Consider the following 23,567-nt stretch of genomic DNA (forward strand, 5'->3'; position numbering starts at 1 on the left):
ATTCGACAAAAAACGAAATTTCTCTAAAATTCCATGTCATTTTCCAAATTTCGACAACGTTTTCAAGTCTATGATGTTAAAATAAGGAAGTATATTGTCGGTGATTAGTCCGAGGGTGGTGATGCTGGATTGCATGATCTTATATTTGTAGTTCTGGGAGTATTTGATGCCTTCGCGATGTTAGTCCTCATCCTCAAGCTGTACATGCTTCCAGTGAGAGAATATTTGGGTAAAATCCTGATTTTCGCAGCGTTTATCGCTGTTTTCTCATATGTTATGAGGATTGTCCTGAAAGAGCCTAATTATGATCTGCCTTTGCAGTACCTGCTGTTTATTTTGTTCCTTAGAGTAGGCCTGAAAATCAAGACTCATCTGGCTTCCTTTATAGCTGGAGCCGGTATATGTGCCTATGCTGTACTGCAGATGGGTATTTATTATTTCTACGATTGGACTCACTTGATGAATGCGTACATGTTGAAGGAGAACAACGGAAGCGTCTATTTGCTGCAAATTTCAACTATTGTGATTGCTCTCGTTATTTCCTGGGCGCTCATGAAATTCAACACAGGATTTTCGTTCATTATTTTACCTCCCCATGACTTCTTGACCAAAGAAAACTATTTCACCATCAGAAATCTGCTCGTCCTACTCGGCAGTTTGGCATCACTGATAACCAATTCTGTAACCGTCCTATTTCTGTACGATGCCAATCCTTTGTGGCTGTTATTGACCTCTGCCATCACTTTAGGTTTATCATTTTATTTTTCGGGTTGGAGTGACCGGGATGATATTAGAAGAGCTGTCGAAGCGTATCGCAATAAGGATAAAAAAGCTTGATCCGGAGGGTCCTGGCTCGGTTGAGGTGCTAAGCTACGGGATTGGGTTAAAGTTGAACCTGTATTTCGGGATTATCTCCACAATTGTATTCGGGCTCTTGTTTAGCGATATTCTCCATTCGATTCTTGCGCTGGCTTCGTTTATGGTTCTTCGGAAGTTTTCCGGCGGTTTTCATTTGCCTATTACCGTATGCTCAATTGTTACAGGACTTGGAGCCGCACTTATTCCGCTGTTTACTTTGAGCCATGTAGCTATTCTGCTTTTGACAGGATTGTCTTTCCTGATCGCTTTACGGTATGCGCCGAATAATTATGAAGAGATTTACAATGTTAAGTTTGACGCTTGGTCGAAGTGGATTTCTCTCCTCATTATTTCTTCTAATTTATATCTTAATTCTTCCATACTGGCACTTTCATTTATGATTCAATGTCTGCTTCTGCTTCCGATATACCCCAGGAAAGGAGGTGAACAACAATGAAAAAAGCACTGGCACGCTTTATGGCTGAAAAAATCGTGAAGTCTGCAACAAAGTCTTCCAGAAGCCGCAAGTCCATCGCAGGATCTCTTCCAGTTCCAAGCGAATTGAAAAAAGGCGAATAGCAGCATGAAGGAACCACGCAAAATAGTCGGGGTACAGGTATCTCAGCCTGCCGACGGTATTTCGCAGTTTTACTTTAAGGAAGACGACATCATGAGCATCGAAATGTGGAAGCCGAAAAAAAATTACAGTGTTCCGATTTTCCATACGAGAACCGGCACCTTCACGGTGCTGACGACGCTGGAGGAATGCAGTATTGCTTTTTCGGCTTTCCTCTCCCTGGATACGTGGAATCTGGTCAATTTGCGAAAAGGTGAAAGACTGGAGACCGGGACATTCGGGGGGCGCTTGTATTTTCAGGGTTCTTCGCAGTATACCGGGGTTAACCTCAAAAGTATTGGCATGTGGGAGGAACTTGCGGCCAAGGCCAGGGAGGCCGAGGAGGACGACCGGGATATTTTTGTGAACCGGATCGACGAATTCGGCAAGCTGGAAGAGGGACAATTTATCCGCGCCAGTGAAGTCTTCTATGTGGATACCTGGGAGCCCAAGCGGAATTATCATGTCCCCCGGTTCTATACGAAGGACGGCAGTTATTCGGCCGGATTGACCTTCCAGAGCTGCAGGGAAGCGATGCCCCATCTGTTCCCGGCGTATAATGGCAGTCTCATTAACCTGGACCTGATCGAACGAATTGAGGAGAAAATATACGGCGATATTGTATATTTCAAAGACAGTTCCCACAAGACGGGGATCGCCCGCAGCAAGGCCAAATACTTAAAAAGCATTCTTCCCTGATAACCCTCTTCTCCCAAGTGAGATGAGGGTTATTATATTTGGGCAAATTTGTCAAGAAAAATCTGACCTAGGATAGCACTGAAATTTCCGATCTATTTCGACAAATTACTTTAAAGCAGTAGGTTACACTATAGAACAAGCTATTTTACTGTCTTAGGGGAACGGAGAGATCGAATGCTTAGCCTGACGGTCACGGAGGATGAAAATGGGGCGGGAATCCAGCCGGTGTCAGTCGATGACATTTTGTTTTTGCAGACCAATATGAAAGCTCTCGTGGAGGTCCACACCAGGGAAGGGAAATATTATACCGTAGGGCCGCTGCGGTTCTGGGAAAGCGCGTTTGCGCAGGGGGGCTTTCAGTTTGTCCGTCTGGACAGAGGGGTGCTGGCCAACCTGGAGCAGATTAAATGCATTAATACGACGTTGAAGTTCGCGTACTTCGATTATCCGGTAACCAACCGGACCAAATACTGCATGATGTCCGATGGAAGATATAAAGCCATTATGGAGGAGCTTCCTGCCGATATTCCGCGGATTGAAACCATATTGGATTAAATAAAAAGGGACCGCTGATGGATTAAATCCTCAGCGGTCCCTTTAATTGAAGCCTGTTCAATCGCTATTAGTGAGTAGCATCCCAAATGGCTTCGTTCAGCAGATAGAGGGCATTGATATAATCCTCGGTTGTAGACTGCGGATCGATAAACACGGCTTGCGCATCCGCAGCGCTGGCTGCGACCACAGTGTTGTCAATGGTGCCAGCCACGGCAATGCTGCCTTGAAGTGCTGTGCGTACATCCGGAACGGTCAGGATAATGTACTTGGTTACAATGGAAGAGCCGCGTTTCAGCTCAAGCGAAACCTTGTACTGCACAGGACTGCTTGTACCATTGAAATGCTGGAGCTTCACAGCACCGTCTGTGTAATCCAGATACACATCGGAGCTTACCGTTCCGACCGGCTGAATGCCCAGAACGTTAAGCGTAATATCTGCCGGAACCTGTACTCCAGGACTGTTCAGATAGACGTTCTGGTAGACGGCTTGGGTTACCGGCACCGTAAAGTCAGTGTAGACCGTATTGGCGACAGTCACCAGCTCATTGTAAGCCGCTTCGCTGATGTAATCGACATTAGTGGATACGCTGCTTTGACCGAAGGCATCCTTCCGGTAAAGACTGAGAGTACCGCCTTCGCTCTTGAGATTCAGATTCGTGAACGTTACCGTGTCGGACTCTGCGGTTGCAGGAGCGGAAATTAACCCGTTGGCATTCCCTGTGCTCAGAACAACTTGCTCACCAGGAGCAAGACCGCTAACCTTAACGACGTCAGTTGCATCGGAGTTGTTCTCCACATGAACGGCACTTGGATCAATAGGTTCTATTCCACCTGGATTGGTAACGACAGGCAGCGAGTTAACCAATGTGTTGGTGTCATTGAAGGACAGGTTGCCGGCCGAGATCGTCAGATCAAATACATGCCAGTTCAGTTCTGGACTGCTTCCGGCCGGGATGTTGTAGGTCTTGACCGGTGTTACGCTCGCACCGCTGTAGACTTCTACCTTTGCACCGGAAGCCGTAAGGGTATAGGCGCTATTCGGTCCGTTGCCGCTAAAGTTATGGACGTAGAACTGATAGGTGCCGTCAAGCTGCTTGCGGATCGTAGTGGTCTCTGGGCCGTAGGAATCCACGTCATCATGGTCCAGATCGGCGTAGAGCTCGCCCTGATAGCTGTATTTCTTGTCGGCGTACCAGGTATGGAACGTCCGTCCGTCCGGAGTAGGTCCGAACAAGTGGGAGTCCTCGTCATTAGGGTTTTCGTTCCAGGTCAGCACGATCCGGATTTCATCGGCTTTCGGAATGCGGATTGCCGTGGCATCCTGTCCGAAGTTCTTGTAGTCGCTTAAGGATACGCCGACTACATATGTTGTAATGAAGCCGTCTTTAACCAGTTCGCCGGTGTAGATGCCGGGTGCAAGATTGGCAAAGTAATGACCGTACACATCCGTAACCACGGTTGCGGCGATTTCGCCTGTAGTGGTTCCGAGGCCTCTGCGGAAGTTGATTGTCATATCCGCAACAGGTTTGTTGTCCACATCGGTGATGGTGCCTTCAAAGCCGTAGACGGTATCGGTGACCGAACCGCCGGAGCCGCCGACTGGAACGCCAACCGATACGGTTACATTCGGAGCCGTAATGACTTGACCAGGCGTCTGGGCGATCGTTGAGCCCGATGTATTGACGTATGCCGTTCCGATGGTGCCCTGGCCGATGACATGAGCGATTGCGTTCAGGACCAGAGTCTGTACGCTTGTTCCGGCGGCCAGATCAATGATCGTATTGCCGGCTGTTGGGGCAACCTGCAGATTCTGCACGGAGCCGGAGGTCAGGCTGACGTGGATAGATGTTGCAAAGATATCTACCGTGTTGAAATTCCCCGCCAATTCAACTTGAGCGCCTACCGGAATCAGATCGGAGAGGCTGACATTGCCGAAGCCGCTGCCGCTGCCCGATTCCTGCAGAAGGGCGCCGGATTGAAGCGTAATCTGCTGTACCGAGGTGGATCCTTCGGTAACGATGCGGATGCTTCCGTCTTTCTTGTTCACGATGACAGTTACGAGAACGGAATCGTCAACGTGAATACTGTTCTTGCCGCCGCCGTTAATGACGGCTGTACCCTTAACGGTGACGTTCTTCAGCGTGATATCACCTTTGCCGACATTCTCGCCGATAATCAGATTACCGTTGATGACGGTGTTGCGAAGGGTGATATCCGGAGCATTCAGATACACGGAGCCGTTAACGGTAACAGTGCCGGTCTCCGGTCCGTACGTGCCCGCCTTATCATACACGACGGACTGGCTGCTTGCGCGAAGCTTCAGCGCCCGGTCGAGAACAACGACAGCTTCGGCGCGTGTAGCGGTCTGCTGCGGTCTGAATTTGCCGCCAGATCCCTGCATGAGACCGGCCTCAGCGACAGCTGTGATGGAATCCTTGCTCCAGGCATGGCTGGCGACAAGATCCGTGAAGCCCGTATTCGAAGCCGAAGCGTTCAGCTTCAGCAGAGATGCTACGATGACAGCCAGCTCTTCACGGGTAATGGATTTGTTCGGTTTGAAGGTCTGGTCGCTATATCCTTTTATGTAGGCCGCAGCGGATGCTTTGGAAATTTCGTTATAGTACCAGGCGCCGTTCTTGACATCCTTGAATGAGATGGAGGCGATTTCATTAAATCCGAACGAATGGTTAACGAGAGCCGTAAATTCTGCGCGGGTAATCTGGTTATCCGGCTTGAGCGAACCATCCTGGTAGCCGGAGATCAGTCCTTGCGACTTCCACTGCTCCAGTACATCTGCTGCCCAATGCCCGGCCGTATCAGTTGCACCTGTGGCCGGCTTCGATGTGTCGGCGGCAAATGCCTGACCGAACGAGGCCAGAACCAGGCACAAGGTCAAGACCAGCATCATGCTCCTCTTCATTGCGCTACTTCTTTTTCTCAATTGTATACACCCCACCAGTTTTTGATTTCTGTCTTAAAAAGGTGACAGTGAACCCTCTTTTCCTCCCTTCTTAGTAGAGTTACATCTACTTGTATATCGGCAATTATATGAGACTAATGAACTATTTGATAGGATTTTCGTATCATTTCATCTGAAAATGAGTCTTTTTACACAGAATTTACATATTAGCGAAATAGGGATGACAATCAGAGTTTCGGTTAAATATGAAGTATGAATCAGGAGGGGTAGAAATGGAGAATCATCACAGCCTGGAGCTGGCAACTTTCGCGGGCGGCTGCTTCTGGTGCATGGTCAAGCCGTTTGACGAATTGCCAGGCATCGCTTCGATAGTCTCGGGCTATACGGGCGGACATACGGAGAACCCTACATATGACAGCGTCGGAACCGAGACGACCGGCCATTATGAAGCGGTTCAGATTACCTTTGATCCTGAAGTGTTTCCTTACGAGCGTCTGCTGGAGCTCTATTGGCGGCAGATCGATCCGACGGATGCGGGCGGGCAGTTTCTGGACAGAGGCTCATCTTACAAAACAGCGATTTTCGTTCACAATGAAGGGCAGAGGAAACTTGCAGAGGCGTCGAAACGGGAGCAGCAGGCCAGCAGGAGGTTTAAGGGGAAAATCGTCACGGAGATTTTGCCCGCAGGCCGCTTTTATCCGGCGGAAGATGAGCATCAGGCCTATTACAAGACGCATCCCTTCAAATATAAGCAGTATTATCAAGGGTCAGGACGGAATGATTATGCCCGAAAGCATTGGAACGGAGAGCGGGAGCGGCAGCTGTTGCGTTCTCGATTAACCGAGCAGCAGTACAAGGTTACCCAACTGATGGAGCAGGAGCCTCCCTATCAGAATGAGTACTGGGATAATAAGAGGGAGGGGATCTATGTGGATGTGGTGGACGGGACGCCGCTGTTCAGCTCGAAGGATCAGTTCCCATCGCCGTCAGGCTGGCCTGCTTTCTCGAAGCCGCTGGAAGAGGGATTCATTACAAGAGAAGGGGGGCGAAGCGAGGGGAAGCCGGTGACCTTGCTGCGAAGCAGATTGAGCGGCGCTTATCTCGGCAGGCTGTTGTTCAACGGCCCGGAGCCGGAGAAGCTTCACTACAGTGTGAACTCCGCGGCTCTCCGCTTCATCCCGAAGGAGGATCTGGCCGGAAGCAAGGAAGAGCGGTACGCCTCTTTCGGAGAGGACTAGCCTAAAGCCAAAGTGTGATATACCGCATAATCTAAAAGAGAGCCCCCTATAGCCGGCTGCACAGAAGGAAGATCTGGGCGGCTGCAGCCAAGGGGGCTCGCCATATTATTACTTGTTAATGCGATTACTATAGACTCTTCGATTACTGCTTCACGATATCCTGAACGGCTTTGTCGAGCTTATCCAGCAGCTGGTCGCGGTTGATTTGTCCGCCCAGGTATTCCTGCATGGCAGCGCCGAAGCCTTGAGTTACGCCATCCGGGAAACGGTCCCAGTTCCAGCTCAGAGCGGTGGAGGACTGACTCTGAACCGCTACGGCTACCTGGCCGATGTCTTCAGCTGTAGTTGTGATGTCGGATTCGGCCGGAATGAACTTGAACTCCTTCGCCAAATATTTCTTGCCTGCATCGGAGGATACCATCCAGTTCAGGAATGCCTTGGCTTCTTCCGGATGAGCCGACTTGCTGTTCACAACCCAGTTATTCGGTACGCCTACATAAATATGGCCTTCTTGATCGTTAATCGGCATCGGCAGCAGGCCGAGGTTGAGGTTCGGGTCAATCTTGTCGATGTCGCCCTGGGTCCAGTTGCCCTGCATCATCATCGCGGCTTTGCCGGCGGCGAAGTCAGCAACCTGTGTAGCGTAATCAGTCGTTACTTTGTTGTCTTGTGCGTTGTCAAAGATTACGTCAACAAGATCGAGCCATTGCTTGAAGACTTCATTGCCTTTGATCGTCTGCTTGCCGGCTTTCACATCCTCGATGAAGGCCGCCGGGTCCTGCTGGTTGGCGAAAGCGACGTTCACGAGGTGAATACCCATGGACCACCATTCATTTGTCGCTTCAAAAGGCGTGATGCCTGCGGCCTTCAGCTTCGCGACAGCATCCTTCAGCTGCGCCAGTGTCTTAGGCTCTTCTGTAATGCCGGCTTTGGTGAACAGATCCTTGTTGTAGATGAGGCCGTAGCCTTCAACGTTCATCGGCATGCCATAGAGTTTGCCGTCAACGGTCGTCGGGATCTTGGAGGATTCGATCAGCTTGCTCACCCAAGGCTGATCCGAGAGATCGGTTGCGCGATCCATGTATGGAACAAGTGCCGCGAAGCCGCCGTTGTTGAAGATTTCAGGCTCTGAGCCCGAAGCGATCTCGGCTTTGAGCAGCGCGCCGTAGTCTTCGCCGCCGCCGTGAGTTTCGACTTGCACCTTGACGCCAGTCTCTTTCTCGTATTCTTCAGCCAGGGCGTTAAGCTGTTCAGCGATTTCAACTTTGAATTGGAACACTTTAATCGTTACATCTTTCTTGGGAGCTGTGGATGCAGCCGGTGCGGCTGAGCCGGAGGTACCGCTGTCTGTGCTTTTCGCGGTGGAGTTGTTATTGCCCCCGCCTCCGCAACCTGCAATAATAAGGATGCAAACGATTGCGAGGAGGAAAGCGAACCGTCTTTTCTTCATAAATTAATGCCTCCCTTTGTTTTGTAAGTGTTTACATTTATATCGTAATGCAATGTTGCCCGGACCAAAACTTAATTTTTTGTCCGAAAAGGTGGATATTGTTGTCGCTGCCTGTTAACCCTTTACGGAACCTGCCGTAACGCCCTCGACAATGTATTTCTGCAAGCTCAGGAAGAACAGCAGTACCGGCACAATCGCCATCACCAGACCTGCAAGTGCCAGATCCCATTTCTTGGTGTACTGGCCGAAGAATTTCGTAACCGCGACCGGCAGCGTTGTTAAATCCTTGTTGCCGCCGATAATAAGGACGGGCAGCAGGTAGTCGTTCCAGATCCACAGTGTATTCAGAATAACCACGGTCACGATGATCGGCATCAGCAGCGGGAAGACGATCCGGAAGAAGACGCCGAAGGGGCCAGTTCCGTCAACGCGAGCCGCTTCTTCCAGCTCATAGGGCACAGTCTTGATGAAGCCGTGAAAGAGGAAGACGGACAGCGGCATCCCGAAGCCGAGATAGCAGGCTACAATGCCGTAGAGCTCGCCGCGCAGCTCCAGCATGCTGGTAACCCGCACCAGCTGAAGCATGAGCGACTGAAAGGGAATGATCATGGCCGATATGAGCAGCAGGAAGACGAAAGAGTTGAACTTCGTCGGCTTTCTGACGATCTGATAGGCCGCCATGGAGCTGAACACGACGATTAAGAGCACGCTCAGCACCGTTATCTGAAAAGAATTCCAGAAGGCCTGCGGGAAGTCGATCATTTTCCAGACATCGGAATAATTGCTGAAGTGGAACACCTGCGGGAACGAGGCCGCGTCGAGCAAAATCTCCTTCAGTGTCTTGACCGAGTTGGACAGCACCAGATAGAAGGGAGCCAGGAACAGCAGCGCGAGCAGGATAGCGACGATTTCCAGAGCAAAGGTTTTGGACTTGTACTGGCTGACATGCATCAGGCTGATACCTCCTTGCGTTTCGTAATCAGCACCTGAGTAATTGTAATCAGCGATACGGCAACGAAGAACAGCAGTGCTTTGGCGGTTCCGAGTCCGTACCGGTTGTTGATCAGGGCTTCTGCGTAGATGTTATAGGCCAGCGACTGCGTCGAAGTGCCTGGACCACCTTTGGTCAGCGACAGGTTGAGATCGAACATTTTGAACGCATTCGAGATGGTCAGGAACAGGCAGATGGTGATGGCCGGCATGATCAGTGGAACGTACACGCTTCTGAATAGCTGCGCCGGACGAGCACCGTCGATCTTGGCCGCCTCGACCAGATCCTTCGGAATCCCGGCCAGTGATGCGATATAGATAATCATCATGTAGCCTGCGGTCTGCCAGACGAATACGATGACCAGTCCCCAGAAGCCTGTGGACGGCGTTCCCAGCCAAGGAAGCTTGAAGAACGGGATGTGGGTGAGCTCGCCGATGGTGGCGAAGCCCTTGGTGAAAATAAACTGCCAAATATAGCCGAGCAGGATGCCGCCGATTACGTTCGGCATGAAGAAGACGGTACGCAGCACATTCTTGGTCTTGAGCGAAGCCATCAGCATGAAGGCAAGGATCAGGGCCAGCACGTTGGCGATAATAACGGATACAACCGTGAACCGCAGCGTGAAGTACAGCGAATTCCAGAAGCCATCGTCATGGAGAATCCGGCTCCAGTTCGCGGAGCCTGTCCACACCGCTTTGTCCAGGTCGAGACCGTTCCAATCGGTGGAGGAATAATAGAATCCCAGAATGAAAGGGGTTACCACTATGGTCAGAAAGAAAAGAAGACAAGGACCCAGAAATACGATCTGCTGGCCCCAACCCTTGCGTCTGCCCCGCTTTTTTCTTATGGCCTGCACTGCCGGCGGATTGATCCCGGTGCCGAGTTTGGATTCGTTTGCAATACCCAGCGCTTTTTTCATGGCGGTTCTCCTTTTTACGTAGTATCATTGCTTCACACCTTCATTATAGTAACCCTTGCTTATCGCCAACACTCATTATGATGACCATAAAAGTGGATTTTATTGCAGCGCTGTCCCGGTCGATTGCCATGAAATAAGGAGGAGCCTCATTGTTCAAACACAGCATCCGAACCCGGCTGATGGCCCTTGTGCTGCTGGCTGCGGTCATACCGGCCGGCGTCTCGGTTATCTTTTCTTATTTGTATACGAAGCAGTCGTTCACCGAGCAAGCGCTCAACCAGAACCGCAAGCTGCTGACACTCGGAGCGGCCAATCTGTCCAGTTATTTTCAAAAAATAAACCAGCTGGGCCTCAGCATCTACAGCGGAATCAATATCCAGAACTCGTTCTACACCTCCATACTGACCACCAAGAATCCGAACGGCGTCCCGGAAGGGACGATTCAGCCGGACAACCGGAATGTGGTGCTGACGCAGCTGTACAATCTGTTTCTGTCGGACCGGAATATATTCAAAATCCATCTGTACGTCCGGGCCAACAGCCAGTCCAACATGCTGCTGAACGGACAGTTCCGGCGGGAGACCAATCTCACCTATAAAGCGCCCGCCAATCCGAACGGCACGAACCGTCCTTTTATCGAGGTGACGCATATGGACCAGCAGTTCGGCATGAGGTCAGGATTTCCGAATTTCAAACCCGGACAGATGCCGGTATTCACCGCCCATGTCCCGATCTACAAAACGCCGAGCGACGAGGTTCTGGCCGATCTGTCCATCGATTTCAAGCTGGCCGATATCGAGGAGATTGCCCGGTCGATGTTCAGCCCCGGCACCGAGACGCTCTATGTGATCAATGAGCAGGGCCAGATTCTCTACGCTCCCGGCAGTGCTGCGGGCAATGAATGGATCGGGCGGACCGTGGGGGCGGGCTGGGTCAAGGAATTGAAGTCGGACAGCGGAAATTTCTCCTGGAGCGATAAGAACTTTAACGGAATCGTTATGTATAAGAAGGTGGATTCCACGCTCTTTAGGGGATCGGTGGTGAAGCTGACGCCCTATGAAACGCTGTACAGCGACGCGAGGACCATCAGCCGGATCAACACCGGAATCGGTGTGCTGTTTCTCATCATTTCGGGGATTGCGGCCGTTCTGATCTCCATTGGCTTCACCCGGCCGATCAAGAAGCTGATCTCCTATACCCAGAGGGTTCAGATCGGGCAGCTGGACGCTTCCGTCGATTCGATAAGCGAGGATGAATTCGGGCTATTGACGCGCAAAATAACGGAGATGACCCGGACGATCAACGATCTCATCCTGCAGGAGTACCGGCTGGAAATCGCGAATAAGACCAACCAGCTAAAGGTGCTTCAAGCCCAGGTTAATCCGCATTTTCTGTATAATGCGCTGCAATCGATTGCTTCCTTGTCACTGCGTTATAACGCGCCGAAAATCTACGATCTGATCTATTCTCTCGGCAGCATGATGCGGTACTCCATGACGACGAACGAAGGCCAGGTCACGCTTCAGGACGAAATCGAGCATGTGGAAAATTATTTCATCCTGCAGCAGGAGCGTTTCGGCGAAGAGAACCTGAGGATGGAGACCGATATTGAAGACAGGGTGCGGGTACTGCCGGTTCCCAAAATGATTCTTCAGCCGCTCGTCGAAAATATTTTCAAGCATGGCTTCCGGAGTGGAATTAAGAATGGCATGATCTGGCTGAAGGCGGGACTCGACGATGAGAACCAGCTGGCTATCACCATTCGCGACAATGGACAAGGCATATCCGAATCGCGGCTGGAGGAAGTGAGAAAAGGACTGGAACGAAATGAACCTGGAGACGAAGAAGGCATCGGACTGCGAAATGTGCTGTCGCGGCTGCGGCTCCAGATCAGCGAGGATGCCCGGCTATTTCTGATGGGAGGGCAAGAAGGCGCCGAAGTTATATTGATCATCCCCATGCCGGAATCAAGCGGTCGATAAGAGGAGTGAACCTGAAATGAAAGTCTTGATCGTCGACGACGAGAAGCATGTACGCGAGGCCATCCGGTATTTCGTCCCGTGGGAACAATACGGGGTTACCGGTATTTACGAAGCGACGAACGGGCAGGAAGCGATGGAGATTGTGCTGGAGCAGGAGCCGGCGGTCGTGTTCACAGACATGCGCATGCCGCTGATGGACGGCGCGGAGCTGCTGGAATGGCTGCACCGCTGCTCACCCTATACGAAGACGATCGTTATCAGCGGCTACCAGGATTTCAGCTATGTGAAGCCGGCTATCGTATACGGAGGCATCGATTACCTGCTGAAGCCGGTGAACCGTAAGGCGCTGGTCGCCGCAGCGGACCGGGCCTTCCAGAAATGGAACGAGGAGAAGCAGGAGCGCGAGCGCTCTTTTCACCAGAATATCCAGCTCAATGTTCTCCGTCCTCTGTACTGGGACAAGACGCTTTCGGATTTGATCAGCGGAACCGTAGCCTATCCCGATGTGGAAAATGCGCTCCGGAAGGAGCTTGGGCTGCCCCGGGGAGCCGAACGCTGCCGAATTGCCATCATCTCGCTGCAATCCTCGGGAGGGCTCCTGCTGCGGAAATTCAGAGGGGATGTTCAGCTCACCTCCTTCGTGCTGGCCAACGTCTGCAACGAAATTGTAAGCCGGAAGCAGGAGGGCTTCGCCTTCCGGTACTGGCATGACGGAGCCGATGTGGTCATTATGCTCTGGTCCGGTCTTGAGAACGCGGAGAAGATGCTGATGGATATTAATGAATCGGTATGCTCCGCCTATGGGATTTTGCTGGATATTGGCCTCAGCCCCGTACTTCCTTTTCCAGACCGGTTGAAGGACGCATTTACGGGGGCGAAGACGGCCCTTACGGAACGCAACCTGCTGCGAACAGGGAGCCGCATTCATACCGCAGCCCTGGCGGTGGACGTGCCGGAGGTGCCCGGAGCCGAAACCGGAGAGCTGCTGGAGAAGCTGCGCCTGTCTCTAATGTCCGGGGACCCGGAGCGGATACAGCGCAGTCTGGAGCAGTGGGCCGATTTCGGAGCAAGGTCGGGCGTGTTGACCTTAAGCGGTCTGCGCGCTTTGGAGGACAGTCTGAGGGATATGCTGGACAAATGGAAGAAGGAGTGGGCGGACAGCGGGGAAGCCGCGGCTGACAGCATGCCCGCGTTCCGTTCTCCGCTTGACGAGCATGGCGAGTTCTCCTTCCTTCACTGGAAGGAAGGTCTGAAGAAGGCCGTTCTCGGCCTGGTAACGGAAAGCCGCTTGTCCCGGGCCTCGGACAGCCGGATTGTGCTGGAGATCAGGGAGTACCTGGACCGTAACTTCCAGCTGGATATTACGCTTCAGCATATTGCGGACCGGTTCTTCCTCAGCCGGGAGAATGTATCGCGGAAGTTCAAGCAGGTAACAGGAGAGAATCTTTCCGATTACTTGACCTATTTGCGGATCGAGAAAGCGAAGGAATTGCTGCAGAATTCCGATTTACGGATGTCGAGAATCGCTGAGCTGGTCGGCTACGAGGATGAGAAATATTTCAGCCGGGTCTTCAAGAAGGCGACGGGGCAGACGCCGCGTGAATTCCGCAAGCGGGAGGAAGAGGAGCAGTAGCGGCTTCATGCATCGAACAGGATCGAACCGACAAACGGCTCCATGCTCCGGACTAACCTTCCGGGACATGGAGCCATCTTGTTTCGAGCATGCTTGGACTATGCTGAGCGCAGGGCCCTTCTATGCCCGCAGAATCTCTTCAATCTTCTGAAGCTCTTCCGCGCTGAGTTCCGGCGCGGCGAGCGAGCCTACCGCATCCTCGATCTGGCTCACCTTGCTGGCGCCAATCAGCGCCGAAGTGACGCGGCCGCCGCGAAGCACCCAGGAGAGCGCGAGCTGGGACATCTTCTGGCCGCGCGCTTCCGCAATCTCATTCAGGCGGCGAACCTTGCCGATTGTGTCATCCGTAATCTGCTTCTCGGACAGGAAGACGCTCGCGCCGGCCGCCCGGGAATCGGAGGTGATGCCGTTCAGGTAACGGTCGGTCAGGATGCCCTGCTGCAGCGGCGAGAAGACGATGCTTCCGATGCCTTCCTCGTCCAGCACATCCTGCAACCCGTCTTCGATCCAGCGGGACATCATGGAATAATTCGGCTGGTGAATGAGGCAAGGCGTGCCGAGTTCGCGGAGAATGCGGGCAGCCTTCCGCGTCTCCTCCGGCCGGTAATTGGAGATGCCGACGTACAGCGCCTTACCTTGGCGGACGAGGTGATCCAGCGCGCTCATTGTCTCTTCAAGCGGCGTATTCGGATCGGGACGGTGATGATAGAAAATATCGACATAATCCAGTCCCATCCGCTTCAGGCTCTGATCCAGGCTGGACACCAGGTATTTGCGGGAGCCCCACTCGCCGTAAGGGCCTGGCCACATATAATATCCGGCCTTGCTGGAGATGATCATCTCATCGCGGTAAGGCTGGAAGTCTTTCTTCAGGATCGAACCGAAAGTCTCTTCCGCCGATCCCGCAGGAGGTCCGTAGTTATTGGCAAGGTCGAAGTGGGTGATTCCCAGATCGAACGCTCTGCGCACCATCGCTCTGCCGTTCTCAAAGACATCGTTGCCGCCGAAATTATGCCACAGCCCGAGGGAAATCGCGGGCAGCTGCAGGCCGCTGCGTCCGCAGCGGTTATATTTCATGTTCTCGTATCGTTCCGTGTTTGCCGTATACATACCGGTCTGATCACCCCGTAAATGAATTGTATTGCAGCCCGGATCAGCCGGGTGCTTACGCTTCCATTGTAGTGGAAAAGAGAGGAACGGCGAATGTCAGCAAGGGAGGAATTTATGTCATAATGTCAGATTGGCATGCCGTTCCCGGTATTGCTTGGGTGAGCAGCCATGAGATTTCTTGAACATGCGCGAGAACAGCAGGGCATCCGCGTATCCGATGGACCGGGCGATCTCCCCTATGGTGCAGTCGGTCCGGGTAAGCAGCTCGCAGGCTTTAGCCATGCGGAAGCCGAGCAGATACTGGCTGGGCGGCATGCCGACGGCCTGCTTGAAGAGCGCCGACATATATTTGCGGTCAAGCTGGAGCATCTCCGAGATCTGCTCCATGCTGATGTCTTCGCAATAATGGGATTGAAGAAAATGCAGGGCTTTCTCCACATGCTGATTCCGCAGCCCCCGGTATGCCTGAACGCCGGATTCGCCCGGTACGGCACGCAGCAGATCGGCCAGAAATTGATACAGAACGGCCGTCAGCCGGAGGTCCAGAACACCTTCGTCCTTCGCGATTTCCGTCAGCTGTTCGTACAAGCCCTCCATCGCCTTGCCTTGAATGGGGAAGACCGGACATTCCGGTGTGAGCGAGGTCCGGCGCAGCAAATGATCTACCTTGGCTCCGGTGAAAGCGATCCAGGAGTACTCCCAAGGGTTATCTTCATCTGCGGCATAAGCGTTGACGATCCCGGGGTAGGTAAGAAAGGCCTGTCCCGGGATCAAGCTGTGAATCTGTCCTCCGGCTTCGATCCGGCCGGTGCCGCTGTGGATGAAATGAATTTTATAATAATCCCGGAGACCGGGGCCGAAGGAATGTCCGGGCTGGCACTGCTCACGTCCCCAGAACAGCAGATGCAGATCCGGATCAGCCCCGTAAGGCTGCTCTGTATTATAATGAAAGACCGCCATTTCCGAAGGCTCCTTTCTGATCCGTCAGGTGTACGGCGAACCGTCTCTTTCATTATAGAACAAGAACGCCCGGCGGTCTGCCGGGCAAAATAAAACCGGCACCCCATCAAAGAAGCCGGTCTGTAAACATATGGAAGGTAAATAAATGCCGTCTATCCAGGAAGAACCCTTAGGCTTCCATCTTCAGCATAACCAGTTCGTCTACCGGATTGCCATGCACCAAGTGCTCCTGAACGATACGCGGCACATCTTCAGTCGACAGATTGTAGTACCAAACGCCGTCCGGGTACACGATCAGGAACGGGCCGTTGCCGCAAAGACCGAGGCAGCTCGTTTTGTTGATCTTGACGGTCTTGTTGATTCCCTGCTCGACAAGTTCTTCCTTAAAAGCCTGCATAACATCTTCCACATCCTGATTGTTGCAGTGCTCGCTGCAACAGAACAACAGATGCTTTTTTAATACCTTAAGCCGCATGTTCATGGTTTTCCTCCCCTTGTTCGGTGTTGCTTTTATTCACATCTTTAGCATGAAGTATATTCCTTTTAAGGGCGTTTGTAAGGAGGATGAGACGAGTGTTCCAAAAGATGTAATAAATCGAAAATTAATTTACGATTGCTGTGATCTAATCTGACGTCAGTCTTACAAAGAGAGGATTTTGTGACAATTATTTATGAGATCTTTGAAGATTTCAGGTTTGAAAATTATAAATCGGGAATCCCGCGCCTTCCGGCGAGCCCTCAGTTTATACCTATTTCATTTGGTTAAGTAAGCTATAGGCAAGGCGAGAGTTCATTTGAAAATAGAATACTCAGGAGGTAATCGATATGAACAAGAGAATTGTAGGCGTCTTTACAAGCGAGCAGGAGGCTTCTTCAGCCATCACCGATTTAAAGAGTCGTGGTTTTCGGACAGAGGATATCTCCGTTATTGCAAGAAACAAAGATGATATAAATGCCATCAATGATGTAACGGGCACAAAAGCTGTGGAAGGGGCGGCTTCAGGAGCGGCGACGGGGGGTCTGCTCGGCGGTGTTACCGGATTGCTTGCAGGAATCGGCGCCCTGGTCATTCCGGGAATCGGACCGATTATTGCGGCCGGACCGATTGCGGCAACTCTGGCCGGAGCGGCGGTAGGCGCCGGAACGGGCGGTCTGGTTGGCGGCCTCATCGGTCTCGGCATTCCGGAGGACGAAGCGGAAACGTACGACCGTTATGTGGACGAAGGCCGGATATTGGTTATGGTCGATGCCGATACCACTCGGGAAATGGACGTTTACGATACGTTCCGCTCTCATGGCTCTCTGAACAGCCACTATTACGGCGCCCAAGATACGATAGACGGTGACCATGTGGACCCGGATAAGCTGGCGGGCCGTTCCGTATCCGATTCTGTGGATGCCGTCTTGAACGGCTCGGGTCTGGAAGGCCGGAATGACACCGGGCTTGATACGGCCAATTCCAATCCGGCGGGCGGAGCGGAGCATTTGAATTTGACGAGCCCGGCGGCGAAGCATAATTCACCGGATGCCGTGTCAGATGAGCCGGAGGAGGAACGCATGAAGCGTCTGCGGGAAGAGCAGCTGAGAGTCGCGAGGGACAAGAGGTAGCCGGTTAGGCGGGCGACGGAAGACGAGCCCATACCGGGCGAACGGGCAAACGGGCGAACGCCAAGTTTACGCGATTGTTGGACGGATAGGGAACTGCTCTATTGTAAAAAGCACTCTCCGGAGTTTACCTAACGGGTTCCGTTTTGAGGTGCAAATCATCGAATTGACATGCGAAATGACGCACAAACTGACAACAGTTTGGAGCGTCATTTTTCTTTATATATCAATGGTTTTATCGATTTTTGAGGAGAAATTGGCATATGAATTGACATGGTATTTTTCATGTTCATAAAATATTGGACATCGTTTTCCAGTTGCTCCACAACCACCAACCCCAGATGATACGCAGTCTATGGAGTAGTACAATGTTGCACGTACTGATTTTGAAAAACGGAAAACGTATGCTGATTTATCACTGATGATGACCCATCACTCTATAACTCGTTTTCTAGAGTGTTTTCAAGAGAGATTAGACTTGAAGAAGCCCACCATTTCATTGCTCACATTGATAAGTCCAAAAGTCGCCAAGATGCTTATAAGGAATATCAAGAGGGTAGAAAAGACCTAGCAGCATGGGGCATCAATAATGGCATTGATGGTTCTGTTAGCAGAATTGCGTATCTAAAATTAATAAAACAGTTAGAAAACCATAAATTTCATGATGAAGTTATTGAGAATGGCAAGACTTATCGGAAATGGGGAACGAACAAAAGCACCCATCCATTTGCATCACTTGTAACTGCGAGGGGAGTAAAGAAAAATTAACCCCTGCGAACCGGCTGGGTTTAACCGATAAGCAATACTTAATTGAAGATATTATTATTTCAAGTAAACATTGCCAAGTAAGAACATTTGTTCTATAATTTGATTGTAAATTTAGAATTATAGATAAAGGAGATGTTACTTTGGTAAATCGAATTTCAACACCGTTCAGTTATTCATCAGCAGTTATGGCAGGGGAGTATATTTTTTTAGGTTTGCATAGAGGTTTTGGTGAAACATTTACTCAACAGATTCATGACACATTTGAACACCTAAGAAAGACACTTATCCAATGCAATGCATCATTAAATGATATTGTGAAGGTTAACGTGTATCTCAAAGATATTAAAGATTTGCCCGAGATGGAAAAAGTGTTTTGTGACTATTTTGAAACAGATAAATTCCCAGCCAGAATGACCTCAACAACTGAGTTTTTCGATGCTGATTGCTTTATGATGATTGATGGGGTAGCCTACAATTCAAAAACAAAATAACAAAAAAATCCAAAAACACAGTCGGATTCACTGTGATTTTGGATTTTTCTAAGAGCTGCTGTTAGCACTGGCAGTCCCCTGGATGTTGGATTTCATTGGCTTGAATACGCATAAGAGTGACAGAACAAATGAAATTGCTCCTGCAATGATCAGAACCGTTAATGGAGGACCTAGATTTTTCCTTTACCGAAATATAAGAAAGTTAAGACGATCGACAATATTACGGTGAAGGAGCTGACCAACAAGGTCGGTGTTAACCGGGGGACGTTCTATATTCATTACCAGGATATCAATTCTCTCTGGGGTGAGATCGAAGAGGAAACTTTAGCTGAAATCCATAAATTGGGCAGTGTCATCAAAGACTATGAGCTTACTGATGCTGAAGATCTGCAGGAGCCTATCAAGGCAACGCTGGAAGTTCTTCATTATCTCAAAAGCAATGAAATTATATTCAAGCCCTTTTGGGGCAAGGATGTCTTTATTTACATTGAAATGGAAAGCTGTCATGAAGCAATACCTTTTTTCGAAAGCCATATTTGAAAATAAAGAATACAATGAGTATTTGCTGGAGTTTTATTGTCAGCGAATATCGGAGTGATTGTGTTTTGGGTTCAGTCCGGAATGAAAATATCCCCTGAGGAATTGGCTCTTCTGCTTAAAAAATGATTATCAAAGGTCCATTAAATGTGTGATTCATTTGAGGCCTTCATGCTGAACATTAAGGCGTAATGCGGCGGCTGGAACGCAAAAAAATCCAGCAAGACACCACCCGCTGCATACGGGATGGTCCTGCTGGATGCGGAAAAGCGTAAGTTTATAGTGAAGCAACCTGTCTTCCCGGCGAGACTTGAGGAATCTCCTTGCCCGGCAGGAAGTGTATGCTGCGGATATAGCGGATGGTACGGCTCTGGGCGCGCATGATGACGGAATGCGTCTCTGCGCGTTCCTTGCCGATGAAGCGGACACCGTTCAGGAAGTCGCTGCCGGTGACGCCGGTCGCGGCGAAGATCACATCGCCGTTGCCGACCATATCTTCCATGTACAGGACGCGGGCCGGGTTCTCGATGCCCATGCTCAGGCAGCGCTGCATCTCGAACGGGCCCTGCGGCAGCAGCTGGCCCTGCATTTCGCCGCCGAGGCATTTCAGCGCGGCGGCAGCCAGTACGCCCTCGGGCGCTCCGCCGGAGCCGAGGTAGAGGTCCACGCCGCTCTCAGGCAGAGCGGCTGCGATCGCCCCGGCGACATCGCCGTGGCTCAGCAGATTGATGCGGACGCCCATGCGGCGGAGGGTGCTGACCAGCCCTTTGTGGCGGTCCCGGTCCAGCACCATGACCGTCATCTCGGACAAGGACTTGCCGAGAATATGCGAGGCTTTGGTCAGCGTAATTTCGGGCGGGTCCGCAAGATTCAGCCTGCCGGCCAGGTCGGGACCGCAGGCCAGCTTCTCCATGTAGATGTCCGGAGCATGGAGAAGGCTGCCCTTGTCGGCGATGGCGATCACCGACTGGGCGTTCTGCAGGCCGCTGGCAACAACCTCGGTGCCTTCCAGAGGATCGACGGCGACGTCGACGGAAGGCCCTTGCTTGTTGCCGACCTTCTCGCCGATGTACAGCATGGGCGCGTCGTCCATTTCGCCTTCGCCGATCACAACCGTCCCGTCGATGGAGACGGAATCAAACATGGAGCGAATGGCCGTTGTCGCCGCATTGTCGGCAGCATCCTTGTCTCCCCGGCCGATCCAGCTGGCCGAAGCCAAAGCACCCAGTTCCGTAACCCGTACAATCTCCAGAGCCAGTTCACGTTCCATTGTTTATATTCCCTCCAGTCCATTTTTGACCAATCTATATACTTTAGACAAAACACCGGAATCGGCGTCGGCAGCATCACGTCACTTTGTGGGGTTGCTTTTGGTTTCCCGGGGCCCCCGCAAAGTACTCGGAATCAGCTTCGGCAGCATCTCGTCACTTTGTGGGGATAGAATGGTTTCCGGGGCCCCCCGCAAAGTACTCGGAATCAGCTTCGACAGCATCACTTCACTTTGTGGGGATGTATTAAATGTAGCCCATGATGATGCCGGCCGTTTCCTCAATCGCCTTATCGGTAATGTCGATCACCGGGCAGCCCAGCTTCTTGAACAGCGCTTCGGCGCAGCTGATCTCCTCCTCGATGCGGGGGAGGCTGGCGTATTGCGAATCGACCGGCAGGCCGAGCACCTTGAGCCGCTCCGAGCGGATCTTGAGCATATGCTCCGGGTCCATCGTCAGGCCGATCAGCCGCTGGGGCGGAAGCTTGAACAGCTGGCCCGGCGGGGTGATCTCCGGCACGATCGGATAGTTGACGACCCTGTTACCCCGGTGGGCCAGGAAAATGCTGAGCGGCGTCTTCGATGTGCGGGAAATGCCCATCAGGACAATGTCCGCCTTCAGCATGGCGCCGAGATCCCGGCCGTCATCGCAGGCGACGGTGAATTCGATGGCCTCGATCCGACGGAAGTAATTCTCGTCCAGCTGATGCAGCATGCCCGGCCGCTGGGTCGGGGCGTCGTCGAACGTATCGATGAACGCCTGCATCATCGGCCCCATAATATCCACGATCCGGAGGTCCAGGCGGACCGCCTCCTCGCGAATGGCCTCCCGCAACTCCGGCTGCACCAGGGTGTAGGCGACAAAGCCGTTATGCCGGGCAGCCTCCTCCATAACCTTTCGAAGCTCGTCTTCAGATCGGACATTGCCGTATCTTTTGATTGTGACACGCTGGTTCTCGAATTGATGCAGGACGGCTTGAACAACCGCTTCCGCCGTATCCCCCAAAGAATCCGAGCATATCGTTACGTAATGTGAAGGCTGGGCCATGCTCTTTCGATTCCTCCCGTTATCCTTTGGCTTCGATATCGAGGAGAAGTTTAACGATGGAAGTTTTGGTCAAGCGCCCTACAACGTCCAGCTTCCCGCCGGCTCCTTCTCCTTCGCAGGGAACAACCACCGGCAAACTGTCTACCTCGTGGAATATCATCTTGTGCGCGGCGTCAAGCACCGGGTCTTCAGGTCCAGTCGTAATGAGCTTGGGCTGGCGCGTCATCACCATGCTGACCGGCATGGCCGAGGCTCCGGGGTTGCCCAGCGTGACCTTGAGGAAATCCTTCCGGGAAGCGACCCCTGTCAGCTTGCCGTCCCCATCGCAAATGATGAGAGTGCCGACATCCTGGAGAAAGAGCGTCACGACTGCATCGTGAATCGATGTGGTCTCCCGGATAATGATTGGCACGCTTTGTATATCCTTAACCTTCGTTTCCTGAAGAAGATAGCCGCTGCCCAGACTGCGGGTCGACTTCCCGCCCGGAAAATATCCGACCTTCGGCTTGGCGTCAATATAACCCATCATGACGAGAAGCGACAGATCGGCACGGATGGTCGGCTTGCTCAGTCTCAGCGATTCGGCGATCATATCTCCGGTTATGGGCGCGTTCTTCTTAACAATTTCAATAATTTGCAGCTGCCGGGACGTCAGTTCGATCACAAATCCCTCCACATCCTTTAACAAGAAAGCGATCACCCTCGGAAAAAGGGCTGCCTGACACCGCCTCCCCTCTCCTTAATGAGTCATTTTGGAAGAATAATCCCTTTCGTTGAATATATAATACGCAATATTAATCATAAATGCAACATATAATACGTACTATTTATCAAAATAGCTCCTAATAGAACAAAAAAAGAGGAGGACTAATCCTCCTCAATCCTCCCCATTCAGCTTTCGGCGGTGTGGAAGGGGAACGATGACGGCTCGGCCAAGCAGCTGCTTCAAGGGTTCCGCATTGACCAGCATGGTTCCCAGAATGATGGTTGCGACGCCTGCGGCGGACATCAGCGCTACCTTCTCGCCGTAGAACAGCATGCCTGCGCCGACGGCAATCGGCGGAGAGATATACAGCCAAGTGGACGGGAAGACCGGGTCGGTCTTGGCAACGAGCCAGTAATAGAGGCTGTGGCCGATCATCGATCCGACGACTGTGAGGTAGAGCAGAGAGCCTATGGCATCCTTGGAGGCCAGAACGGCGGACGGCGGCGGGCTCTCGGTCAGAAGCGAGAGCAGCAGCATCGCGGCTCCGCCGTACATCATCTGCGCCGCGTTAAGCGCGATTGGATGCGCCTCCGGCAGCCGGGCCGTAACTGTCCGCGTATAGAGCGTCCCGGTGGCATAAGCACATTCGCCGATCAGTACGACGATGCAGCCGGCGAGCCAGAGCAGCGACATGTTCAGCTTCAGGCTCGGCAGGACAAGCAGCAGCACGCCTGCAAGTCCGACCAGACAGCCGATCAGCGACACATCGGACACGCGCTTCCGGTGCACCACCGATTGCAGCAGCAGGATCATGATCGGACCGGTTGCGGAGAGGACCGCGGCGAGTCCGGACGAGACATGCTGCTCGGCCCAGTAGAGGGAGGCGAAGGTGCCGAAGGTCAGCAGCAAGCCGGTAAGGGCCGGCTCTTTTCGAAGCAGCAGCTTGAAGGAGGCTTTCCGCTTAATTGCCATCCATGCGAGAATCGCCGAGCCGGCGACGAGAAATCTTAGCCCTGCCGAGAAGAAGGGAGGCAATCCGGCGTCAACGCCGATTTTGATCGCCAGGAAGGTGGTGCCGAAGATGAGGCACACGAGGCTGTACGCAATCAGAATCATGTTCAGGGCTCCTTTGGTTTCCGTCAGTTTCTCTCATCATATCGGGGGGAGCGCAGAACAGATGTAAATAGATAGAACAGTTGGAGAGGGAAATCAGG

General features: G+C 52.1%; 24 protein-coding genes. 13 read left to right on the forward strand and 11 right to left on the reverse strand.

What is annotated here, in order from left to right; translation table 11 throughout:
• Positions 1–129 precede the first annotated feature (129 nt).
• The 5 genes from PSTEL_RS05885 to PSTEL_RS05900 all read left to right on the forward strand — a co-directional run bounded on the left by PSTEL_RS05885 (position 130) and on the right by PSTEL_RS05900 (position 2,728).
• Entirely contained in the window at positions 130–837 is a 708-nt protein-coding gene (locus tag PSTEL_RS05885) for a hypothetical protein (RefSeq protein WP_038694133.1), read from the forward strand.
• Positions 785–1,315 carry an accessory gene regulator B family protein gene (locus tag PSTEL_RS05890; RefSeq protein ID WP_084064750.1) on the forward strand — a complete coding sequence of 177 codons (531 nt, stop codon included), beginning with the start codon at positions 785–787 and terminating at the stop codon, positions 1,313–1,315. The genes PSTEL_RS05885 and PSTEL_RS05890 overlap by 53 nt, the downstream gene beginning before the upstream one ends.
• The gene (locus tag PSTEL_RS28680) at positions 1,312–1,437 is read left to right on the forward strand and encodes a hypothetical protein (protein WP_281176758.1); all 126 of its coding nucleotides are present in this window, start codon (positions 1,312–1,314) and stop codon (positions 1,435–1,437) included. Before PSTEL_RS05890 ends, PSTEL_RS28680 begins: the two co-directional genes overlap by 4 nt.
• A 4-nt stretch (positions 1,438–1,441) precedes the next feature.
• On the forward strand, positions 1,442–2,173 hold the full coding sequence (locus PSTEL_RS05895; RefSeq protein WP_038694137.1) for a hypothetical protein: 732 nt from the start codon (positions 1,442–1,444) through the stop codon (positions 2,171–2,173).
• A 174-nt stretch (positions 2,174–2,347) separates the two neighbouring features.
• Positions 2,348–2,728, forward strand: coding sequence for a LytTR family transcriptional regulator DNA-binding domain-containing protein (locus PSTEL_RS05900; protein ID WP_038694139.1), 381 nt, complete (start codon positions 2,348–2,350; stop codon positions 2,726–2,728).
• A 67-nt stretch (positions 2,729–2,795) separates the two neighbouring features.
• On the opposite strand, the gene PSTEL_RS26060 is transcribed toward PSTEL_RS05900, so the two are convergent.
• Entirely contained in the window at positions 2,796–5,648 is a 2,853-nt protein-coding gene (locus PSTEL_RS26060) for an S-layer homology domain-containing protein (RefSeq protein ID WP_084064753.1), read from the reverse strand.
• A 272-nt stretch (positions 5,649–5,920) separates the two neighbouring features.
• Here PSTEL_RS26060 and msrA point away from each other — a divergent pair, with 272 nt between their 5' ends.
• The gene (gene msrA, locus PSTEL_RS05910) at positions 5,921–6,886 is read left to right on the forward strand and encodes a peptide-methionine (S)-S-oxide reductase MsrA (RefSeq protein ID WP_038694141.1); all 966 of its coding nucleotides are present in this window, start codon (positions 5,921–5,923) and stop codon (positions 6,884–6,886) included.
• Between the two features lie 142 nt (positions 6,887–7,028).
• On the opposite strand, the gene PSTEL_RS05915 is transcribed toward msrA, so the two are convergent.
• From PSTEL_RS05915 to PSTEL_RS05925, 3 genes are all read right to left on the reverse strand, one after another.
• A complete protein-coding gene (locus tag PSTEL_RS05915) occupies positions 7,029–8,336 on the reverse strand; it encodes an ABC transporter substrate-binding protein (RefSeq protein WP_038694143.1) in 1,308 nt (435 codons plus the stop codon).
• Between the two features lie 114 nt (positions 8,337–8,450).
• Positions 8,451–9,287 (reverse strand): carbohydrate ABC transporter permease, encoded by an 837-nt coding sequence (locus PSTEL_RS05920; protein WP_038694145.1) that lies wholly within the window; start codon positions 9,285–9,287, stop codon positions 8,451–8,453.
• A complete protein-coding gene (locus PSTEL_RS05925; protein WP_084064756.1) occupies positions 9,287–10,246 on the reverse strand; it encodes a carbohydrate ABC transporter permease in 960 nt (319 codons plus the stop codon). The genes PSTEL_RS05920 and PSTEL_RS05925 overlap by 1 nt, the downstream gene beginning before the upstream one ends.
• A gap of 149 nt (positions 10,247–10,395) precedes the next feature.
• On the opposite strand from PSTEL_RS05925, the gene PSTEL_RS05930 reads away from it, so the two are divergent.
• Both PSTEL_RS05930 and PSTEL_RS05935 read left to right on the forward strand, forming a co-directional pair.
• A complete protein-coding gene (locus tag PSTEL_RS05930; RefSeq protein ID WP_038694147.1) occupies positions 10,396–12,228 on the forward strand; it encodes a cache domain-containing sensor histidine kinase in 1,833 nt (610 codons plus the stop codon).
• Between the two features lie 16 nt (positions 12,229–12,244).
• Positions 12,245–13,861: a response regulator transcription factor gene (locus PSTEL_RS05935; RefSeq protein ID WP_038694149.1), complete on the forward strand. Its 1,617-nt coding sequence runs from the start codon at positions 12,245–12,247 to the stop codon at positions 13,859–13,861.
• A gap of 120 nt (positions 13,862–13,981) precedes the next feature.
• Here the strand turns inward: PSTEL_RS05935 and mgrA are convergent, their stop codons facing one another.
• The 3 genes from mgrA to PSTEL_RS05950 form a co-directional block, all read right to left on the reverse strand.
• Positions 13,982–14,971, reverse strand: a complete 990-nt coding sequence (gene mgrA, locus PSTEL_RS05940) for an L-glyceraldehyde 3-phosphate reductase (protein ID WP_038694151.1) — start codon at positions 14,969–14,971, stop codon at positions 13,982–13,984.
• Positions 14,972–15,088: 117 nt separating this feature from the next.
• On the reverse strand, positions 15,089–15,931 hold the full coding sequence (locus PSTEL_RS05945) for an AraC family transcriptional regulator (protein ID WP_038694153.1): 843 nt from the start codon (positions 15,929–15,931) through the stop codon (positions 15,089–15,091).
• Between the two features lie 169 nt (positions 15,932–16,100).
• The gene (locus PSTEL_RS05950) at positions 16,101–16,412 is read right to left on the reverse strand and encodes a (2Fe-2S) ferredoxin domain-containing protein (protein WP_052098223.1); all 312 of its coding nucleotides are present in this window, start codon (positions 16,410–16,412) and stop codon (positions 16,101–16,103) included.
• 344 nt (positions 16,413–16,756) lie between these two features.
• On the opposite strand from PSTEL_RS05950, the gene PSTEL_RS26770 reads away from it, so the two are divergent.
• The 5 genes from PSTEL_RS26770 (at position 16,757) to PSTEL_RS27855 (ending at position 19,461) form a co-directional block, all read left to right on the forward strand.
• Positions 16,757–17,539 carry a general stress protein gene (locus tag PSTEL_RS26770; protein WP_084064759.1) on the forward strand — a complete coding sequence of 261 codons (783 nt, stop codon included), beginning with the start codon at positions 16,757–16,759 and terminating at the stop codon, positions 17,537–17,539.
• 453 nt (positions 17,540–17,992) lie between these two features.
• Complete coding sequence (locus PSTEL_RS27465) at positions 17,993–18,304, forward strand: hypothetical protein (RefSeq protein WP_156995799.1); 312 nt, start codon at positions 17,993–17,995, stop codon at positions 18,302–18,304.
• Positions 18,305–18,444: 140 nt separating this feature from the next.
• Positions 18,445–18,795, forward strand: coding sequence for a RidA family protein (locus tag PSTEL_RS05960; protein WP_038694155.1), 351 nt, complete (start codon positions 18,445–18,447; stop codon positions 18,793–18,795).
• 225 nt (positions 18,796–19,020) lie between these two features.
• Complete coding sequence (locus PSTEL_RS05965) at positions 19,021–19,335, forward strand: hypothetical protein (RefSeq protein WP_038694157.1); 315 nt, start codon at positions 19,021–19,023, stop codon at positions 19,333–19,335.
• Between the two features lie 36 nt (positions 19,336–19,371).
• Positions 19,372–19,461: a TetR-like C-terminal domain-containing protein gene (locus PSTEL_RS27855; RefSeq protein ID WP_169744542.1), complete on the forward strand. Its 90-nt coding sequence runs from the start codon at positions 19,372–19,374 to the stop codon at positions 19,459–19,461.
• Positions 19,462–19,609: 148 nt separating this feature from the next.
• Here the strand turns inward: PSTEL_RS27855 and glpX are convergent, their stop codons facing one another.
• From glpX to PSTEL_RS05985, 4 genes are all read right to left on the reverse strand, one after another.
• Positions 19,610–20,602, reverse strand: a complete 993-nt coding sequence (gene glpX / locus PSTEL_RS05970; RefSeq protein WP_038694159.1) for a class II fructose-bisphosphatase — start codon at positions 20,600–20,602, stop codon at positions 19,610–19,612.
• Positions 20,603–20,846: 244 nt separating this feature from the next.
• The gene (locus tag PSTEL_RS05975) at positions 20,847–21,647 is read right to left on the reverse strand and encodes a pyruvate, water dikinase regulatory protein (protein ID WP_038694161.1); all 801 of its coding nucleotides are present in this window, start codon (positions 21,645–21,647) and stop codon (positions 20,847–20,849) included.
• A gap of 19 nt (positions 21,648–21,666) precedes the next feature.
• Entirely contained in the window at positions 21,667–22,335 is a 669-nt protein-coding gene (locus PSTEL_RS05980) for a helix-turn-helix transcriptional regulator (protein ID WP_281176759.1), read from the reverse strand.
• Positions 22,336–22,524: 189 nt separating this feature from the next.
• The gene (locus PSTEL_RS05985) at positions 22,525–23,469 is read right to left on the reverse strand and encodes a DMT family transporter (protein WP_052098224.1); all 945 of its coding nucleotides are present in this window, start codon (positions 23,467–23,469) and stop codon (positions 22,525–22,527) included.
• Positions 23,470–23,567 lie beyond the last annotated feature (98 nt).

This window comes from Paenibacillus stellifer, from assembly GCF_000758685.1.
Lineage (GTDB): Bacteria > Bacillota > Bacilli > Paenibacillales > Paenibacillaceae > Paenibacillus_AQ > Paenibacillus_AQ stellifer.

Coding starts and splice junctions, on each gene's coding strand:
- PSTEL_RS05915 (WP_038694143.1), bottom strand. CDS start 8,336: ATGAAGAAAAGACGGTTCGCTTTCCTCCTCGCAATCGTTTGCATCCTT.
- PSTEL_RS05900 (WP_038694139.1), top strand. CDS start 2,348: ATGCTTAGCCTGACGGTCACGGAGGATGAAAATGGGGCGGGAATCCAG.
- PSTEL_RS05950 (WP_052098223.1), bottom strand. CDS start 16,412: ATGAACATGCGGCTTAAGGTATTAAAAAAGCATCTGTTGTTCTGTTGC.
- PSTEL_RS05925 (WP_084064756.1), bottom strand. CDS start 10,246: ATGAAAAAAGCGCTGGGTATTGCAAACGAATCCAAACTCGGCACCGGG.
- PSTEL_RS05975 (WP_038694161.1), bottom strand. CDS start 21,647: ATGGCCCAGCCTTCACATTACGTAACGATATGCTCGGATTCTTTGGGG.
- PSTEL_RS05935 (WP_038694149.1), top strand. CDS start 12,245: ATGAAAGTCTTGATCGTCGACGACGAGAAGCATGTACGCGAGGCCATC.
- PSTEL_RS05895 (WP_038694137.1), top strand. CDS start 1,442: ATGAAGGAACCACGCAAAATAGTCGGGGTACAGGTATCTCAGCCTGCC.
- glpX (WP_038694159.1), bottom strand. CDS start 20,602: ATGGAACGTGAACTGGCTCTGGAGATTGTACGGGTTACGGAACTGGGT.
- PSTEL_RS05985 (WP_052098224.1), bottom strand. CDS start 23,469: ATGATTCTGATTGCGTACAGCCTCGTGTGCCTCATCTTCGGCACCACC.
- PSTEL_RS05945 (WP_038694153.1), bottom strand. CDS start 15,931: ATGGCGGTCTTTCATTATAATACAGAGCAGCCTTACGGGGCTGATCCG.
- PSTEL_RS05890 (WP_084064750.1), top strand. CDS start 785: ATGATATTAGAAGAGCTGTCGAAGCGTATCGCAATAAGGATAAAAAAG.
- PSTEL_RS05920 (WP_038694145.1), bottom strand. CDS start 9,287: ATGCATGTCAGCCAGTACAAGTCCAAAACCTTTGCTCTGGAAATCGTC.
- PSTEL_RS28680 (WP_281176758.1), top strand. CDS start 1,312: ATGAAAAAAGCACTGGCACGCTTTATGGCTGAAAAAATCGTGAAGTCT.
- msrA (WP_038694141.1), top strand. CDS start 5,921: ATGGAGAATCATCACAGCCTGGAGCTGGCAACTTTCGCGGGCGGCTGC.
- mgrA (WP_038694151.1), bottom strand. CDS start 14,971: ATGTATACGGCAAACACGGAACGATACGAGAACATGAAATATAACCGC.
- PSTEL_RS26060 (WP_084064753.1), bottom strand. CDS start 5,648: ATGAAGAGGAGCATGATGCTGGTCTTGACCTTGTGCCTGGTTCTGGCC.
- PSTEL_RS26770 (WP_084064759.1), top strand. CDS start 16,757: ATGAACAAGAGAATTGTAGGCGTCTTTACAAGCGAGCAGGAGGCTTCT.